The following is a 15,316-nucleotide window of genomic DNA, read 5'->3' on the forward strand; positions in this document are numbered from 1 at the left end:
TAATTTCCTTTAAAACAGTCGAATTTTATCTCTTAAATTTAACACAGCTCGCGTCAATTCTTACATATAACTTAATACTAATTGCTGATCATAAAAAAGTTATAAATGATCCCTATGATCTTTGATCTAATGTGCTATTATGCATAGCTGGTTATTTAGATAGGTTGCTCTAATTGGCACTTACTAAAAATCACTTTCCACAATGGAAGAATAAAATAATAAGAAAATAAGATACGCCGTTTCTTCTTCTTTTCACCTAAAAACATAGACTTAAAATCAATCTAGATTCAATTTACTGATTCTGGATTTTTTGTCGTTGTTTTTATCTACAAAGTTATCCACAGGATGTTAGGCAAATATCCGACTCATTTTTAGCCATGTTTATAAGTGGAGCAGGACGTGTTTCTATAAATGGGGCGTTGCAAATCTGACTCGTTTTCTCGGCTGCTCTGTGGCATCCTTTGGCTATCAAAAATAACTATATTCAGAGTGCTGAAAAATGGCGCAAATCCCAGAAAATCCCCTTGTTTTAGTTGATGGCTCTTCTTATTTGTTTCGTGCATATCATGCGCCACCGCATCTAACAAACTCTAAAGGTGAGGCAACCGGTGCGATTTATGGCGTGGTTAACATGCTTAAAAGTTTGGTCAAGCAATATAACCCGTCGCATATGGTGGTGGTCTTTGATGCCAAAGGTAAGACTTTCCGCAACGATATGTACAGTGAATACAAAGCGAATCGTCCGCCAATGCCTGATGATTTGCGCACCCAAATTGAGCCTCTTCACAATATTATTCGTGCTATGGGCTTCCCGCTTATTAGTATTGAAGGGGTGGAAGCGGACGATGTCATCGGTACTTACGCCCGTATTGCCAGTGAGCAAAAGCGCCATGTGCTCATTTCAACTGGTGATAAAGATATGGCTCAGTTAGTGAATGAGCATGTCACACTGATTAATACCATGACAGATAGCATCTCAGATCCTGTTACGGTAAAAGAGAAATTCGGTGTCGGGCCTGAGCGAATTATTGATTACCTTGCGCTGATGGGTGACAAGGTTGATAACATTCCCGGTGTTGAGGGGTGTGGTCCAAAAACAGCGGTTAAATGGCTTGATAAATATGACTCACTGCAAGGCGTGATCGATCATGCAGATGAGGTAAAAGGCAAAATCGGTGAGAAGCTGCGCAATGCTCTTGAGCAATTGCCGCTCAGTTATGAGCTCGCAACGATTAAGCTAGATGTAGAGCTTGAAGAAGATTTAGAAAAGCTAAAACTCAACGAGCCAAACACCGATGAGCTGATCAAACTCTATGGCGAATGTGAGTTTCGTCGATGGCTAGGCGAGTTACTGGATAAAGGCACGGCAACTGAGACCCACCTTGACGCACCAACTAGCGCAGAGGAAGTGCCAAAAGTTGATGCACATTACGAAACCATTTTGACTGAAGCGCAGTTAGATACATGGGTGAAGAAACTGCAAGATGCAGAGTTGTTCGCTTTCGACACTGAAACGACCAGTGTTGATTATATGCAAGCGCAGTTGGTAGGGATGAGTTTTGCGGTTGAGGCAGGTGAAGCTGCGTATTTGCCGATTAGCCATGACTACCCGGGGGCGCCGGAACAACTTCCCTTAACAACCGTGTTAGAGAAGCTTGGGCCAATCTTGGCTGATGCTAACAAAGCGAAAGTGGGTCAGAACCTAAAATATGACAAAAGTATTCTAGCCAATGCAGGGATCGAATTCTGGGGTATCGCCTTTGATACTATGTTGGAATCTTATGTGTTCAATAGTGTTGGCACGCGTCATGACATGGACTCGTTAGCCCTTAAATACTTGGGCCACAAAAATATCAGTTTTGAAGACATTGCTGGCAAAGGCAAAAAGCAGCTTACTTTCAATCAAATTGAGTTAGAAAAAGCAGCGCCCTATGCCGCAGAAGATGCAGATATCACCTTACGTTTACACCAGCATTTGTGGCCAAAAGTACAGGCAGATGAACAATTAAAGTCAGTATTTAATGACATAGAGCTGCCGCTTGTTGAAGTGCTTTCAGATATAGAGCGCACCGGTGTAGTGATTGACTCACAGATGCTTGCTCAGCACTCACAGCGTTTAGGTGAGCGTTTGCAAGAGCTTGAAAAAGATGCCTTTGATATGGCAGGAGAAGTGTTTAATCTCGGCTCGCCAAAGCAACTTCAGGCTATTTTATTTGAAAAGCTGGAACTTCCAGTAATCAAGAAAACGCCTAAAGGCGCACCATCTACTGCGGAAGAAGTGCTCCAAGAGTTGGCCCATGATTACCCGTTACCTAAAGTGATCATCGAACACCGCGGTTTATCTAAGTTGAAATCGACCTATACAGATAAATTACCACTGATGGTGAATGAGAAAACGAAGCGCGTGCATACCTCGTATCATCAAGCGGTTACAGCAACAGGTCGTTTAAGTTCAACCGATCCAAACTTGCAGAACATCCCAATTCGCTCCGAAGAAGGTCGCCGTATTCGAGAGGCGTTTATTGCCAGTCCGGGATGTAAGATTGTGGCCGCGGATTACTCACAAATTGAACTACGAATCATGGCACACTTGTCGCAGGACAAAGGTTTGCTTAATGCATTTGCGAACGATTTAGATGTTCACAGCGCCACAGCCAGTGAAGTATTTTCAGTGCCACTTGAAGAGGTTACCAGCGACATGCGTCGTAAAGCCAAAGCGGTAAACTTTGGTTTGATCTACGGGATGTCAGCATTTGGCTTGTCACGCCAGCTTGATATTCCACGTCATGAAGCGCAGCACTACATGGATAAATATTTCGAACGTTTCCCTGGGGTGTTGGAATATATGGAACGCACGCGCGAAAGTGCCGCTGATAAGGGGTATGTAGAAACACTGTTTGGCCGTCGTTTGCACTTGCCTGAAATCAATGCGCGCAATGGTGCGCGTCGCAAAGCAGCTGAGCGTGCAGCGATTAACGCGCCTATGCAAGGTACTGCAGCTGATATCATCAAAAAAGCAATGATTTCAGTGCACCAATGGGTGAAGCAGCAACCACAAGGTAGCGTGAAGATCTTAATGCAAGTGCATGATGAATTGGTGTTTGAAATTCAAGAGCAATATGTTGCTGATTACACCAAACAGATTTGTGACCTGATGGCAAAAGCGGCATCTCTGGATGTACCGTTAATTGCTGAGGCTGACAGTGGTGATAATTGGCAACAAGCACACTAACAGGCACAATACAGAATAAATGCCCCCCCGTTGGCACAGGTTAACAGCGTGTAAATTTGTATAATGATTGGTTCTTTTTGGTTTATATAGAATTAAATCTCAGTGCAAAACACGCTCGGGCGTTTATTTCTTAAAACTGATTTGCTACAGTCCGCGGCGTCCTCATCCTGTAGGACATCCTGTTGATGATGTGCCACTCGCTTAGCGATGGTACAGCGTATTGATAGCTTCTCCCCAGATTGCTATAACCGGCTTGCTGTTTTAGTAAGCCGGCTTTTTCTTTTCCAGCTAACTTTCCTATACGCCTAGACTTTGTAGCAAGTGCATACAACGCGCGAGGCTGTGTGTCTGAACTTTTTTAAAGCGCTGCAATGATCACTATTTGAGTTTTGTTGGTATTATTTAGTGCATTCACCATTATCTTTGATACAGGAATCGTCATGTTTAATCAGTGTGTTAAAACTATTTTATTACCCAGTTTGTTATTGCTAAGCACGCAAGCAGCTGCCACTTGGCAGATTGACAACGACCACAGTCGTGTGAATTTTGTCTCAGTTAAAAATAACATGGTTGCGGAAAACCACCATTTCAAGACGATTTCAGGTACGTTGAGTAAGCAAGGGCAGTTTTTATTGGATATTGAATTGGGCAGCGTAGAGACCAATATTCCGATTCGTAATGAACGCATGCAGAAATTTTTGTTCAATATTGCCGATTTCCCAACGATGAAAGTAAGTGCAGATGTGCAGGCGCTGCTTCAACAAGTTAAAACCAAAGGGTGGGCACAAGCGCCAGTAGAAGCGACTCTGGTTCTTAATGGCAAAACCAAAGTGCAAGCGATTGATCTTATCGCCACAATGGATAAGAAAAATAAAATAGTTGTGAGTTCGCTGACACCCGTATTGGTGAATCCAGCAGACTATGGTCTTTCTCAAGGGATAGATAAGTTGCAAGAAATAGCGGGCCTTCAATCCATCACCCGTGCTGTTCCAGTATCCTTTGTTTTGACACTTAATGACAGCCAATAGTAACGACCTCGCAGCCTTAATTAAGGCTATTGAGGAGCCAATCGCCCCCTTAGAGCAATGGGCACCGCAATCGTGTGGTGCCATTGATATCCATATTACCCCTGATGGCGTGTGGCACCACCATGGCTCCCCCATCACCCGTCAACGGCTTGTTAAGCTGTTCGCTAAAGTATTGTGCCAAGAGCAGGGCCAGTATTACTTAAAGACACCCGTTGAGAAGATGGCGATACAGGTTGATGACGCGCCGCTGCTCGTTGTTGATTGGCGATTAGCACCAGCTTCGGGTGCAAAGCCTATATTAGTGTGCACTGACAATGTTGGTAGGGAGTTTGTACTCAGCACAGAGCATCCGCTGCAGTGCAAAGAAGACCCGCAAGGTCAATATTTGCCTTATTTAAAACTACCTCATGGCGTTGAGGCTAAAGTGTCTCGAGGGGTGTTTTATGCGTGGGCTCAAGATCTTATTGAGACCACGCAAGAAGGTTTTGTGATTTACTCTGGTGCAGATTCGTTTTCGCTTGGGATAACGGGCTGATATGGACCCAAGAACCATTCATCTAATTGCTTTTGCAGCTCGTTTAGGCCAGTGCCTTTGAGCGAAGAAAATGCATGTACCTTGATAGACTCTGATACTTCAGCAAGTTCACGACGAACGCGAAGCACTTCAGCTTTACGTTTACCTTGCTTGTACTTATCTGCCTTAGTTAACAACGCTAAAATAGGGATTTCGCTACTTGATGCCCATTCGATAAGTTGTCTATCTAGATCTTTAAGAGGATGACGGATATCCATCAATACCACTAAGCCTTTAAGGCTTTGGCGCTTTTGCAGATACTCACCTAAAGATTTCTGCCATTTCTTTTTCATTTCCAAAGGTACTTTGGCAAATCCGTAGCCAGGTAAGTCAATCAGGCGTTGTCCTTCATCAAGAGCAAAGGCATTGATTAACTGAGTACGACCCGGTGTTTTACTGGTGCGAGCCAGTTTTTGCTCTGTTAATGTATTTAACGAGCTTGATTTACCGGCGTTAGAGCGCCCAGCGAACGCAATTTCAATACCTTCGTCGTCCGGAAGCTTAGTAATATCCGGCGCACTGGTAATAAATTGTGCTTTGGTGTAATCGACACGAGATTTTGCCACATTGACTCCTGAGGTGGGGCTCTTAACTGATCTAACGGCTATTTTATATCAGTTTGGGGGGAACCTAAAGGCTCTGTGAAGTAAGTATAAATTCATTTATAGCAGAGCTGGTTTAAAAATTTTCAATAAAACCCCGCTTTTTATAAGTTTAATATGGGTAGAAAACGTGCCAGAGAAATTTTTATCGTGTAGAATAGTGGCATTGCATCGTAATGATTGTATTGAAATACAGGGTCTGGAACAGAGAATTTACCATGAAGAAATTAGCACTATCTTTAACTATGCTAGTTGGTGTGTTGAGTGCAAACAACGCAGCAGCATTCGATGGCGACATTAACGCAGGTAAAGACAAATCGGCTACATGTGCTGCTTGTCATGGCGCCGATGGTAATGCGCCTGTTAGTATGTATCCTAAAATTGCTGGTCAGCATGCAGAGTACATCTACAAGCAACTAAAAGAATTTAAACTGGGTATGACGTCTGGTGGCAAAGAAGGTCGTATGGACCCAGTCATGAGCGGTATGGCAATGCCTTTAAGTGACCAAGACATGAAAGACTTGGCTGCATACTTCGCATCTTTGAACATGTCTGAAGGTTCTACGCCTGAGGAAGTGGTTGAAGTAGGCCAGCAGCTTTACAAAGCAGGTGATGCAGAGCGCGGCATCCCAGCGTGTTCAGCATGTCACGGTCCTCGCGGTAACGGTACATCACTTGCTGGTTTTCCTAAGGTGTCTTTCCAGCATCCAGAATATATCAAGAGTCAGCTTGAGAAGTTCCGTGACGGTACACGTGCAAATGACCAAAACGGCATGATGCGCGATATCGCTAAAAAGCTAACAGACAAAGACATTGAAGTACTTTCTAAGTACATGAGTGGTCTTCACTAATCTAAACCATAATAATGGATTAGATTTCATAAAGTATCTAAGAAAGCAGCATTAGCTGCTTTTTTTATGCCTGAAATTCACATGGAGATATATCTCATCCATTTGTGAGACATTGACCATATGTTTATGTGAGTAATTATTCAAATTTTTTCATCAATAACATATAAGTTAATGAATTATAAGTTTTTTAACATAACTGAATAGCATGAATGTGAGAAAAAAGTTATAAACCAGTTGTAACAATTTTGTGAGTGAGTAAATTATTGGCTGTCGCAACAAACAACAACAATATGGAAAGCACTAAAGGAATAGCGACGGTATTGTGCGTTAGGGGAGCATCATTGATGCAAACCAAGGAAGAATAAAAAAGAGTTAGGAAGACCGATAACAAAAAAACACCGCACGGAAGATAATAAAAACAATACGGAAAGTGATAATAAAAATAATAAATACAGACTTGTAAAGAAGTCGAAGGGAGAAGTGTCCGGAGTATTCAGGCGCTCGAGTTACCAGGCGGTAGAGTTTACTCTACCGCCTTTTTATTTGTCCTGTTACAATACGCGCTATGAAAGCGAGATCCTGCCCTTTGTGCGACAGCGCAACAGTCAGTCACTACCATCAAGATAAAAAACGAGATTACTGGCAATGTTCACATTGTTTTCTCGTCTTTGTTGCGCCACAGCAATTTCTGTCAGCAGCACAAGAAAAGGCTATTTATGATCAGCATGAAAATGATCTTGCTGATGACGGGTATCGCCGCTTTCTATCACGAGTGTATGAACCACTCAATGTTCGTCTAGCGCCGAAAAGCCAAGGGTTAGACTTTGGCTGTGGTCCAGCTCCTATGCTGGCCAGCATGTTACAGCAACAAGGGCACAGTGTGGCCTTGTATGATTTGTACTATTATCCAGACGAGCAAGCGCTAAAGTGTGACTATGATTTTATATGTAGCACAGAAGTCATAGAGCACTTAGCGCAACCACAGAATGTATTATCAATGTGGGTAGATTTATTACGCCCAGGTGGCACGTTAGCGTTAATGACTAAACTGGTGATCGATGTACAACGCTTTTCCACTTGGCACTACAAAAATGATCCAACGCACATCGCTTTTTATAGCAAAGAGACATTTGCTTACATTGCAGAGCGTTTTGGATTAGACCTTGAATTTATTGCGGCTGACGTCATTTTTTTAACGAAGCCTGCACATTAGAGACACGACATGACCAGAAAGAAAAAGTCACGCAAAGTCATTAACAATGGCACCGCGCGCTTAAGCAAAGATAAATTAAGAGAGCTTCGTGCGATTAAAGAACAGCGCGCGAAGAAAAAGAAAAAAGGAGCACAAGCGGGGAATCGTAACTCGCAGCTACTTAAAGTTGAGACCAATGAGAGCACATCGCAGAGCAATACGGATAAGCGCGTTGGTAGTAAAAAGCCCGTTGATCTGACGGCAAGCGCCAATAAGCCAGAACAAATTAAAAAGCCTCAAGTTCGCAAAGATCTTAAACCGCAGGCAGTGTTGTCTACGTATAAAGAACCTGAGTTAACGCCAGAGCAAGAGCTTGAGCAGCTTGAGTCAGATGAGCGTTTGTTAGCGTTAATCGAACGTCATGACAATGGCGAAATTTTGCAGGGCAAAGATGCAAAATATTTTAATGCTAAAGTTGAACGTCATCAGCAGCTGTGTGAGATCTTGGGTCTGGACGATGAAGACTTTGATGATGATGAAGATATGCTTGAGGGTTACATGAACGACTCTTTGGCAGATGAATGGCTTGAAGACGAGGATGAAAAATGAGTACACCTTGGCTCATCGCAATGATTATTGGTGTGTTGATAATTGCCGGGCTGGCGTTTTACGCAGGCCGCTTGCTTTGGCAAGTGCGTGAGCAAAATCGTTTAGTCGAGCAAAAACGTGCACAATATGCGCAAAAGCGCGCAGCGCGTAATGCAAAGCTAAGTGATAGCATTAACCTCATTGCTAAGGCAATGAAAGAAGGTCAGTGTGAATATTCTGAAGGGTGTTTGCGTGTGTGGGTGCTGATGAGCCAATACAACTTCGAACAGGAGTTGAATTTGGAATCTGAGTATCCAGGAGTGTTCGCCATGTATGAAGCCGTGAAGGACTTACCAACTCACGATGCCCGCAAGAAATACTCTAAGAAAGAAATTTTTAAGCAAGACAGTGCCCGTTGGCGCAAAGAGCAAGAACTTGAGGAGCAAATTCTCAAAGACAGTGAAAAGCTGGTAGACGCCTTTGCTGCAGATTCAAATACAAAGCACGTGTTTATGTAAACGCATTCTTATGATGTGACAAAGCCGCCTAATTAGGCGGCTTTTTTATGTGTGCAAGGCTGGTTCAGCCTTCCAGAACACCGCAATGACTGCTAATGCGGTTTAGATAACCCGAGAAAAGCGTTGTTGGTTAAGTTGGCTTTGCAGATATTCATCAAAACACATACAAATGATACGGATAAAAAGAATACCGCACGCAGTGACTTTGATTTGAGCGTTATTGAATTCCAACATGCCATCATCAACAAAGCGTTGTAGCTGTTGTAACTCTTGCGAAAAGTGCTGTTTAAAGTCGAATTGATAGCGCTTTGAAAAGTCATCCATATCAAGTTCAAAGTGACAGATTAGCTGTTTGATCACTGCTGCGCGCAGTTCGTCTTCAGCATTGAGTCGGATCTCTTTGCATGCGCTCAATTGTTCGTTTTCCAGAGCGTGATAATAGTGCTTTAACTCTTTCTCATTTTGAATGATGTGGCCATTTAATTGTGAAATTGCTGACACGCCCAACCCTAAAAGTGGCAAGTCACCGCCAAGCGTGTACCCTTGGAAGTTTCTATGTAGGTGACCTTCGCGTTGAGCAATGGCTAGTTCATCGTCTTTCTTGGCAAAGTGGTCCATGCCAATGAACTGATAATCGGCGGCAATCATGCGCTCCAAAGTTTGCTTGAACATGGTGAGCTTCGCGGCTGCATTGGGTAAATCAGCATCTTTAATCTTACGCTGAGCGGCAAAGCGACTAGGCAAGTGCGCATAGTTGAACACCGAGACACGGTCGGGACCAATATCAATTAATCGCTCCATAGATTTCGCGAATGATTGGGTGGTTTGCAGAGGTAAGCCATAAATCATGTCGACATTGACGGAGTTAAAGCCTACCTCTTTGGCGCGACGCACCAGTGCTTCGACCTCATTTGCACATTGAGGCCTGTTCACTGCATTTTGTACATCGTCGTTGAAGTCTTGAACACCAAAAGATATGCGATTGAAGCCAAGCTGGTATAACTCATCTATGCGTGCCAAGGGGAGGGCTCGCGGGTCGACTTCAATACTGCGTTCACTGTTAGGTGCGATAGCAAAATGAGTGTCAATCATCTTCATCAAGCGCGACATTTGCTGCTCATCTAAGAACGTCGGTGTACCACCGCCAAGGTGCAGCTGTTCTACTGTAAGGTGTTTACAATGAGCGCTGATTAACGCCATTTCTTTGCTTAAGTAGTCTAGATATAAGTCAGCTTTGTGTTGGTGGCGTGTGACCACCTTGTTGCAACCGCAGTAGTAACAGAGCTGATGACAAAATGGGATATGAATGTATAACGACATTCCCCCTTGTTGACAGTGCTCTAATGCGTTAGTGAGTGTTTGTGTGTTAGCACCTGACTCAAGTTGCAACGCAGTAGGGTAGGATGTGTATCTCGGGCCAGATACATTGTACTTATTAATTAGATGGTTTTGCCATTGGACTTGTTCTATCACGACGCACGCTCACATTTTTCAGTTCGCGTGCAATTCTAGATGAGTTGGTTAAAACCAGCTTTGATCTAAAGCAACAACTTGGTTGCTAGGCAATCCCCAATGGCTGCTGCAAAATTAAGCAGCAAAGAGCAGTGCGTCCTAGTCTAAGGTCGGGGTTTTGTGAGCCAATTCAACCATCATAGCATGAGCGCTTGGGCCAGTCATCTCATAAGGATTAAATTCACCTTTACCTGAAAAGCGCAAAGCAACGTCACGGGTTATAGCGGTTTCAGGAATATAACCCATACTCCAGTTACTGAAATGGCGCTCGGCGACTTCGCCATAACTCAGTAGTAGAATATCTTGATGGCGCTGGTCATGTAAAATACGTTGATACAGTGAATTCACCCGTGCTCGAGAGCCCTCTAAACACTGTAAGAAGTATTTATGGTTAAAGCAAAGGAGCCCGGTAATATCTGCTTTGCGATTATTTTTGCGCGATGCTTCTAAAATTTGGGCAACGTCATCAGTATTAAAATTGTCTTGCACACGCGAGGCATATATTAAGCGGATCAGGTACATAGATGAGCTCTCATTCTGGGTTAATGTTTGAAAGTGTAGTCCGATTGTAGGCAATAGGATAAATAGATGGATAAAAAATTAGTGGTGATCGGTGCCGGTTGGTTAGGAGATGCCTTGGCACTTACAGCGATGGATCAAGGTTGGCAAGTGCAAGCAACACATCGCCATCAAGGGAGTAAAAGCTACGAGCGTACTTTTGTATTGAACGAACAAGGGCAATTGGAACATAACGTTTCTCTTGAGGACGCATACTGGGTGTGCGCTATGAGTCCGGGGATGCGCATGGGGCCTAGTAATTATTTTGAGAGTGTGGAGCAGGCGTTGGCATTGTCTCACTCTATGCGCGCCAAAGGTTTTGTGCTGTGCTCAAGTACTGGCATTTATGATACGAGCTCAGGGGAATATGATGAAAGTAGCGCATTGGCACTGGGCACTGAGCGTCAACAACGCTTACACAAAGCAGAACAACTGGCGGTGTCAGCTAGCGCTAAAGTTGTGCGCTTAGGAGGGCTTGTTGGTCCGCATCGCGAACCGGGTCGTTTTGTCAGTGGTAAGGCCCTCTCGTCACACGGCGATGACGTAGTGAATATGGTGCACCAACAAGATGCAGTGAACGGTATTTTAGCGATTCTTAGTAACTATGAGCGCAGTGATGATATATACAACATAGTGCACCCGTCACACCCCAAAAAGAGTGAATACTATCGTAAGCATTGTCAGGCGCAGGGTACTGAAGAGCCAAGCTACACGGCAAGTGACGCAACCCAAAGGCTGATCCATGGCAGTGCTATTGAGCAGCTTGGCTTTAACTATCAATACGATATTTAATGCAAAGGTTAGCGCTTACCGAAAGTAAGGTGTCCGCCTAAACGGTATTTGCTACCCGGTGACACTAAACGGGTAAAGCTCACTATCCCTTGTTGCGACCACGTGCGACGAATAATCTGTAAACATGGCTCTTCATTATAGAGGTTAAGCCATTCGCACATTTGTGCATTCGGAGTAATAGCTTCTACGGTGTGGCGCACTTCCGTGAGGGGCGCTGCTTTGGATAGATATTCATGGGGCGTAATGACCTTAAAGTCTTGCTGCAAGTATTGGGGAGCCAGCTTAGGATTCACAAAGCGCTCCTCAACTTGCAGCGGTGCGTCATTCTCATAATGCACTAACACAGAGTGATAAACATGCGCGCCTTCTTCTACTCCCAAAGCGATAGCAATAGGGGCGAGGGCTTCCATGGACTCGAGCGCAATCGGAGCACAATAATAGTCATGATTACGTTCTCTCACTTCATCCGCAATATTGCGGATCTCAAGTAATGAAGACTGTGACTTAAAACTGGCTACAAAACTGCCCAACCCTTGTGTGCGAGTCAAAATGCCTGCATCGGTGAGTTCGCTCAAGGCCCTGCGAGCGGTCATTCTGCTTACACTAAATTGCTGCGCTAATTGATTTTCTGATGGCACACGCTCATTTTCCTGCCAATGACCGCCGCGGATTTGCGTTAAAATATGGTTTTTAATTTGGTCGTATTTTGCCTCAGCCACGCTCACTCCTTGCTTATACTTATTCTTTGCACTGATGGGGTGTTTGTGTAAACATGGCACACCTTTGTTGTATATACAAGCTGGCAAGAATTAGGAGTTCCCATGACAACTTTTAGCAATGTTGATCAGGTCATTATCGATGCGAATATCGCAACTATGGTAGCAACCCCAGATGACGAATACGGCATTATCAATGACGCGGCCGTGTTTATCAGTGAGGGGGAAATCGCATGGGTGGGTCCCATGTCACAGCTGCCAGAAGTCGACTTGCTTAGCACTCCAGTGCACTCTGCTCAAGGGGCATGGTTAACTCCAGGGTTAATTGATTGCCATACCCATATTGTTTTTGGCGGTAATCGTTCACAAGAGTTTGAGCGCCGTTTGCAAGGTGAGAGCTACCAAAGCATTGCTCAAAGTGGTGGAGGGATTGCTACGACGGTTCGAGCCACGCGAGAAGCTGATAGAGAAACCCTTTTTGTTAAAGCAAAGCAACGTTTGGATGCGCTTTTGCGAGAAGGAGTGACAACGGTTGAAACAAAGTCGGGTTATGGTTTAGATGTAGAAAATGAGATCAAACTACTCGAAGTAGCGGCGATTTTAGAAGAGCATCACCCAATTAGTGTACAAAGCACATTCTTGGGCGCGCATGCCTTACCGCCTGAGTATAAAGATGATGCCGATGGCTATATTGACCTTGTATGTGATCACATGTTGCCTGTTGTTGCACAAAAGAAGTTGGCTACAGCAGTTGATGTGTTTTGTGAGAACGTAGGCTTTAACCAAGCACAAACTGAACGCGTATTTAAACGTGCGAAAGAACTAGGCTTCAATGTAAAGCTTCATGCTGAGCAATTATCGAACATGCATGGCACCGAGTTGGCTGCGCGCTATCAGGCGTTGTCTGCGGATCACCTAGAGTATTTGGATGAAGCTGGCGTTAAGGCAATGAAAGAGTCTGGCATGGTAGCAGTATTATTGCCGGGGGCATTTTACTTTTTACGTGAGACGAAGTACCCACCATTGGATTTACTAAAGCAGTATCAAGTACCAATCGCAATCGCCACGGATTTTAACCCAGGCACATCGCCTTTATGCTCATTGCAGTTAATGATGAACATGGCGTGCACCTTGTTCAGGTTAACTCCAGGTCAAAGTTTACAGGCGGTAACATGCCATGCAGCACAAGCGCTAGGATTGTCGGATCGCGGTCGTATAGCAGCAGGAACGCGTGCAGATATTGCCCTTTGGGATATCGAACACCCGTCACAGCTAAGTTACGAATACGGTACCAGAACATTGAAAAACCTATGGATTCAGGGAATATTAAGTAAAGCTTTCTGATCATGGGCGGCTTGTGAGTATCGGTCTATACTAATGGCTTTGGGCACTTTTTAAATAACGACAATAAATATGATAACGAGTCTTCAGCTTAGTGCGTTTATAAGTGGTTTGTTCATCATGGCACTGGTGGTCAGTGTGGTGTTGATCAGTGAGCGAAAAGATGGCATCAGCGCCATGTTTTATTCTGTTTCAGGCTTAGCCTTTATTAGTGGCTTTTGGCTTATTGGTGCCACCATACTAGCAATAACTTTGGCTGTACGGGCATGGTTATTGTATCGCCAACAGGGTCGCAAGGTACTCGCTATTAGGGGCGGTTTACTGCTTGCGCAGCTCTTGCTGCTTGGACTTGCTCTCGCGTTTACATTGCATTCGGCATGGTTAGCTATGGTGCCTTTAGCGCTGCAAATGATGGCGTTTATGGAGCTCGATAGCGACGATGACGAACAAGTGCTCTTTGATCAAAGTCGTAATGAATTTGATGATCATACTTTCCCTGTAATTTCTTGGTCTCAAGCGGTTATGGAATATAACCAGTGGCGCGATGACAACCCGTCTCAGGTGGCCATGATCATGATACAAGTTGAAGGATATGAGCAGCTTAATCGCCTTTTGGGTCAAGAATTTGGTGAGCTCATTTTGATGCAGAGCTTGGCGCGTATCAATCAATATGCGCAACAACCTAGCGTACTCAATTTGCAGCGCAACAAAAACAAGAACCCGGAAGTGTTTCAAGTGTCTCCGTTGTGTTTTGGTTTACTAGTTGAAATTGAACCCCAAAGTCACAGCCATGAGCAGCTTGCCCGACAAATAGCGGATTCCATCCATAAGCCGTTCAATTCGCGCCAAGGTGTTATTGAACTCACTTCGCGCATTGCGTTGACCAAAGCCATTGCTAAGCAAACTCCGCTTGATGATTTAGTGCAGCAAACCTTTAAAACCATTGAGTTTAATCCAAGTGAACGGGTGTGCGTGTATAACGCAGAGTTAGAGCAAATGGCAAAGGCTCATCGCCAGCAACTTAAAGAGCTGACAACAGTAAGCTTTGACTCAGATTTTGAGCTGTACTTTCAGCCAGTGGTGGCGACTCCAGGTAATAAAATCATGTATGTGGAGTTGCTTTTACGCTGGCGGCACCCTGAGCGCGGTGTGATCGATGCGCGTGAGTTTATCCAAGACTTACGAGAAGTTGGACGAGGTTACAAACTTGCTTTTTATGTGCTTGAACGCGCAGCAGAAATGGCCATGGCATTGAAGCTAGACGGACTCAATATTCCTGTCAGTATTAACCTCTTTGGTGAAGAAATTCTGCATGATGAGTTTGTTGATTTCGCCGAGCGAATGCTACGCGAGCACAGTTTGAAAGGTGGTGATTTAATCATTGAATGTCCGCTGCCGGTATTTATGTCTTTGGATGATGGCCTATTGTCGCTGTTGACTCGTTTGCGTCAGGTCGGTATTCACCTTTGCTTAGATGGTCTGGGAGACACACCGCTGTTCTTGGCGAAATTCCCACGAGTGAATCTGGATTACGTAAAAGTAGACCCGACTCTCACAGCAGAAGTGGATTACACCAGTGGCAACAAAGCTCTGCTCAATGGTTTGATTGATATGCACCGCTTCCTCAAAGCAAAAGTCATTTGCCAAGGAATTGAATCTCAAGCACAGCTCAGTTATGTGAAAGAGTTTAGTATTGACGGTGTACAAGGGTTTTTATTCACCCATCCATTGCGCTCCGACGGAGTGCTAGGCTGGGCACGGCAATGGCAGCACAAGCTGCAAAAGCAAGAAATGCCTTACTAACAAAAAAGG

Annotated in this window: 14 protein-coding genes; 10 read left to right on the plus strand and 4 right to left on the minus strand. The window is 44.3% G+C overall.

All coding sequences use genetic code 11. From position 1 onward, the window contains the following. Positions 1-499 precede the first annotated feature (499 nt). The 3 genes from polA to AAEU32_RS07150 all read left to right on the plus strand — a co-directional run bounded on the left by polA (position 500) and on the right by AAEU32_RS07150 (position 4,795). Positions 500-3,232, plus strand: a complete 2,733-nt coding sequence (polA, locus tag AAEU32_RS07140; RefSeq protein WP_421969845.1) for a DNA polymerase I — start codon at positions 500-502, stop codon at positions 3,230-3,232. A 440-nt stretch (positions 3,233-3,672) separates the two neighbouring features. Next, on the plus strand, positions 3,673-4,260 hold the full coding sequence (locus tag AAEU32_RS07145; RefSeq protein ID WP_421969846.1) for a YceI family protein: 588 nt from the start codon (positions 3,673-3,675) through the stop codon (positions 4,258-4,260). After that, positions 4,247-4,795 carry a DUF1285 domain-containing protein gene (locus tag AAEU32_RS07150; protein WP_421969847.1) on the plus strand — a complete coding sequence of 183 codons (549 nt, stop codon included), beginning with the start codon at positions 4,247-4,249 and terminating at the stop codon, positions 4,793-4,795. Before AAEU32_RS07145 ends, AAEU32_RS07150 begins: the two co-directional genes overlap by 14 nt. Here the strand turns inward: AAEU32_RS07150 and yihA are convergent. After that, a complete protein-coding gene (gene yihA / locus AAEU32_RS07155) occupies positions 4,753-5,400 on the minus strand; it encodes a ribosome biogenesis GTP-binding protein YihA/YsxC (protein ID WP_421969848.1) in 648 nt (215 codons plus the stop codon). The two genes, AAEU32_RS07150 and yihA, sit on opposite strands and share 43 nt — an antisense overlap. Positions 5,401-5,654: 254 nt before the next feature. Here yihA and AAEU32_RS07160 point away from each other — a divergent pair, with 254 nt between their 5' ends. From AAEU32_RS07160 to AAEU32_RS07175, 4 genes are all read left to right on the plus strand, one after another. Further along, positions 5,655-6,287, plus strand: coding sequence for a c-type cytochrome (locus AAEU32_RS07160; protein WP_421969849.1), 633 nt, complete (start codon positions 5,655-5,657; stop codon positions 6,285-6,287). Between the two features lie 565 nt (positions 6,288-6,852). After that, a complete protein-coding gene (locus tag AAEU32_RS07165) occupies positions 6,853-7,500 on the plus strand; it encodes a class I SAM-dependent methyltransferase (RefSeq protein WP_421969850.1) in 648 nt (215 codons plus the stop codon). A 9-nt stretch (positions 7,501-7,509) separates the two neighbouring features. After that, positions 7,510-8,088, plus strand: a complete 579-nt coding sequence (gene yihI / locus AAEU32_RS07170; RefSeq protein ID WP_421969851.1) for a Der GTPase-activating protein YihI — start codon at positions 7,510-7,512, stop codon at positions 8,086-8,088. After that, positions 8,085-8,585 (plus strand): DUF2489 domain-containing protein, encoded by a 501-nt coding sequence (locus AAEU32_RS07175; protein WP_421969852.1) that lies wholly within the window; start codon positions 8,085-8,087, stop codon positions 8,583-8,585. Before yihI ends, AAEU32_RS07175 begins: the two co-directional genes overlap by 4 nt. 102 nt (positions 8,586-8,687) lie before the next feature. Here AAEU32_RS07175 and hemN read toward each other — a convergent pair whose 3' ends face one another. Both hemN and AAEU32_RS07185 read right to left on the minus strand, forming a co-directional pair. Then, positions 8,688-10,058, minus strand: a complete 1,371-nt coding sequence (gene hemN, locus AAEU32_RS07180; RefSeq protein ID WP_421969853.1) for an oxygen-independent coproporphyrinogen III oxidase — start codon at positions 10,056-10,058, stop codon at positions 8,688-8,690. Positions 10,059-10,196: 138 nt separating this feature from the next. Continuing rightward, on the minus strand, positions 10,197-10,619 hold the full coding sequence (locus tag AAEU32_RS07185; protein WP_421969854.1) for a BLUF domain-containing protein: 423 nt from the start codon (positions 10,617-10,619) through the stop codon (positions 10,197-10,199). Between the two features lie 66 nt (positions 10,620-10,685). Here AAEU32_RS07185 and AAEU32_RS07190 point away from each other — a divergent pair, with 66 nt between their 5' ends. Beyond that, positions 10,686-11,447 (plus strand): Rossmann-fold NAD(P)-binding domain-containing protein, encoded by a 762-nt coding sequence (locus tag AAEU32_RS07190; protein ID WP_421969855.1) that lies wholly within the window; start codon positions 10,686-10,688, stop codon positions 11,445-11,447. An 8-nt stretch (positions 11,448-11,455) separates the two neighbouring features. Here the strand turns inward: AAEU32_RS07190 and hutC are convergent, their stop codons facing one another. Beyond that, entirely contained in the window at positions 11,456-12,166 is a 711-nt protein-coding gene (hutC, locus tag AAEU32_RS07195) for a histidine utilization transcriptional repressor HutC (protein WP_421969856.1), read from the minus strand. Between the two features lie 102 nt (positions 12,167-12,268). Between hutC and hutI the strand changes: the two genes are divergently transcribed. Continuing rightward, positions 12,269-13,507: an imidazolonepropionase gene (gene hutI / locus AAEU32_RS07200; RefSeq protein ID WP_421969857.1), complete on the plus strand. Its 1,239-nt coding sequence runs from the start codon at positions 12,269-12,271 to the stop codon at positions 13,505-13,507. 69 nt (positions 13,508-13,576) lie between these two features. Then, positions 13,577-15,307: an EAL domain-containing protein gene (locus AAEU32_RS07205; protein WP_421969858.1), complete on the plus strand. Its 1,731-nt coding sequence runs from the start codon at positions 13,577-13,579 to the stop codon at positions 15,305-15,307. The last annotated feature ends 9 nt before the right edge of the window (positions 15,308-15,316 follow it).

The sequence above is a fragment of the Pseudoalteromonas maris genome, from assembly GCF_049257235.1.
GTDB lineage: Bacteria > Pseudomonadota > Gammaproteobacteria > Enterobacterales > Alteromonadaceae > Pseudoalteromonas.

Bases quoted from the DNA above. Each gene is read 5' to 3' on its own strand.
- polA (WP_421969845.1), top strand. From the start codon at position 500: ATGGCGCAAATCCCAGAAAATCCCCTTGTTTTAGTTGATGGCTCTTCT.
- AAEU32_RS07145 (WP_421969846.1), top strand. From the start codon at position 3,673: ATGTTTAATCAGTGTGTTAAAACTATTTTATTACCCAGTTTGTTATTG.
- AAEU32_RS07150 (WP_421969847.1), top strand. From the start codon at position 4,247: ATGACAGCCAATAGTAACGACCTCGCAGCCTTAATTAAGGCTATTGAG.
- AAEU32_RS07160 (WP_421969849.1), top strand. From the start codon at position 5,655: ATGAAGAAATTAGCACTATCTTTAACTATGCTAGTTGGTGTGTTGAGT.
- AAEU32_RS07165 (WP_421969850.1), top strand. From the start codon at position 6,853: ATGAAAGCGAGATCCTGCCCTTTGTGCGACAGCGCAACAGTCAGTCAC.
- yihI (WP_421969851.1), top strand. From the start codon at position 7,510: ATGACCAGAAAGAAAAAGTCACGCAAAGTCATTAACAATGGCACCGCG.
- AAEU32_RS07175 (WP_421969852.1), top strand. From the start codon at position 8,085: ATGAGTACACCTTGGCTCATCGCAATGATTATTGGTGTGTTGATAATT.
- AAEU32_RS07185 (WP_421969854.1), bottom strand. From the start codon at position 10,619: ATGTACCTGATCCGCTTAATATATGCCTCGCGTGTGCAAGACAATTTT.
- AAEU32_RS07190 (WP_421969855.1), top strand. From the start codon at position 10,686: ATGGATAAAAAATTAGTGGTGATCGGTGCCGGTTGGTTAGGAGATGCC.
- hutI (WP_421969857.1), top strand. From the start codon at position 12,269: ATGACAACTTTTAGCAATGTTGATCAGGTCATTATCGATGCGAATATC.
- AAEU32_RS07205 (WP_421969858.1), top strand. From the start codon at position 13,577: ATGATAACGAGTCTTCAGCTTAGTGCGTTTATAAGTGGTTTGTTCATC.